Genomic DNA, 230 nt, shown 5'->3' with positions numbered 1-230 from the left:
GTGACCGCGACGACGTCGGTGGGCCCACCGTGGGAGTACAGCGAGAGGATCGCCTCGCAGATGAGTTCGTGCTTGGGGATGTAGAAGTCGGCGCCCTTGAGCGTCCCGATCACGTCGGCGACCGCGTCCTTCGACAGGAGCATGCCACCCAGGGCGCTCTGCACGGCGAGGAGGTCGTGCGGAGGGGTGCGCTCGGGCGGACGCTGCCCTCCCAGGCGCTCCTCGGAGAT

General features: G+C 69.1%; 1 protein-coding gene. It reads right to left on the bottom strand.

Annotated elements, in window-relative coordinates:
* On the bottom strand, positions 1-230 hold a 230-nt coding region (locus KVS71_RS20165; protein ID WP_302677835.1), incomplete at both ends, for a DnaB-like helicase N-terminal domain-containing protein.

It is taken from the genome of Microbacterium sp. GbtcB4 (assembly GCF_019091465.1).
Classification (GTDB): domain Bacteria; phylum Actinomycetota; class Actinomycetes; order Actinomycetales; family Microbacteriaceae; genus Microbacterium; species Microbacterium paraoxydans.
Note: the sequence above shows the minus strand (reverse complement) of the source record. Positions and strands in the feature narration are given on the sequence as shown.